At 39.3% G+C, this 1,807-nt stretch carries 1 protein-coding gene; it reads left to right on the forward strand.

What is annotated here, in order from left to right; all coding sequences use genetic code 11:
• Positions 1-121 precede the first annotated feature (121 nt).
• On the forward strand, positions 122-1,405 hold the full coding sequence (locus tag PQ474_RS26000; RefSeq protein ID WP_273848478.1) for an IS110 family RNA-guided transposase: 1,284 nt from the start codon (positions 122-124) through the stop codon (positions 1,403-1,405).
• Positions 1,406-1,807: the final 402 nt, after the last annotated feature.

The raw sequence follows: 1,807 nt of genomic DNA on the forward strand, positions 1-1,807 counted from the left end.
AGGAGCATTCCTGTAATGAAGTAATTTGAGGGTTGAACAAAAAAAGAGCCCCTTGGTATGATACGAGGTGTCCGAAGCTGCAGCGCAAGGACCCTTAATTGATACCCAAGGAGGACTCGAAATGAATTATACACAAAATCAAAAAATCTCGCAAATCACACCATCAACTTTAATTATTGGCATTGATATTGCCAAAGACAAACATGTAGCTAGAGCGCAAGATGATCGGGGCATTGAATTTGGAAAGCGACTCATCTTTGAAAACCGAATCCATGGGTTCCAACGGCTATTAGATTGGGTAGAACAGCATCGAAAAAAGAATGATAAGAACCATGTGATTTTCGGTGTAGAACCAACAGGACATTATTGGTTAAATCTAGCGTATTTCCTTAGGGCTAAAGGTTATGACTTTGTTTTAGTTAATCCCATGCATGTGAAGAAAACGAAAGAGCTTGATGATAATTCTCCAACGAAAAACGATACGAAAGATGCTAGAGTGATTTCACAGCTAATTAAAGATGGGCGATACTCCGTACCAAATCTCTTAGAAGGCATTTATGCCGAATTGAGAGAAGGCGTCAAAGTAAGAGATCAGCTTATTAAACAGCTTATGATCATCGAAGGTCGTATCCAAAATCATATTCAACGTTATTTTCCAGAGTTTTTTGATGTCTTTGGAGACTGGGAAGGAAAGGCCGCTTTTTGTACTTTAAAGATGTTTCCATTCCCCTCACAAATCATCGGAATGGAACCAGAGGAAATCCTTTTAAAATGGAAGCCTTATGTTCAACGTGGAGTAGGAATAAAACGAGCAACCAAGCTAGTGAGGACAGCCCAAAAAAGTATTGGTATCCAAATCGGGTTACAATTTGCCGAACATGAAATGAAGTTTCTACTTGCCCAATATGAGCTCTACAAGGAGCAATTGGAACAGTTAGATCAAGACATAGAAGCACTTGTAGAAACCATACCAGGGGCTAAAGAAATGATACGTATTTCAGGTCTAGGTACGACAACAGTCGCTCTATTTTTCGCTGAAGTGGGCGATATAAAAAAATATAGCCACCCACAACAGATCGTGAACCTAGCTGGACTCTCATTACGTGAACATAGCTCCGGTAAATTTAAAGGACAATCTAGAATTTCTAAAAGAGGACGGAGTCGTCTGCTAAGAGCTTTATATCTCGCTATTCGCCCCCTCGTCGCTCACAATGATACCTTTAAAGCGTTACATTCTTACTATACCAAACGACCTGACAAACCATTGAAAAAGCAGCAATCACTCATTGCCTTGTGTTGTAAGTTAATACGTGTTCTCTTTGTCATTGGTCAAAAACAATGTGAATTTGATGGTACTAAACTATTGCGAGGATTACCTCAACTAGATTCATTACAAGCTGCATAAAGCTTTTAAAGTAACAATTACTTCTGAAAAAGACATTATTTTAAAAGAACAAACACCAATAGTGCAGAGTCGGAGTTTATTTACACCATTCGGGCATATGACCCAGCAAAGGAGCATATCCGACCTCCACCTCATGGACACGCAGGACGAAGGAATGTATGGATCTCAATCCGGTGAGATATGGGAGGGTGAGCGGCCGTGAGTTGTGTGGAGATCTTACGCACGGTTATATATTTTTTCCAAACAAAACCAGTTTGGAAGATAGGATGGTCCCCTCTCTGTAAAATATTTAAAGATATTCAACGTCTATCCAATATTTTAGGTGAGTCTACTATTAGGTGTGAGAGTAATTTTGAGAATACGTAAGTATTCAGGAGATATTTTAACTTTATAGAGGGAGGT

The sequence above is a fragment of the Halalkalibacter alkalisediminis genome, from assembly GCF_028610705.1.
Classification (GTDB): domain Bacteria; phylum Bacillota; class Bacilli; order Bacillales; family Bacillaceae_D; genus Halalkalibacter; species Halalkalibacter alkalisediminis.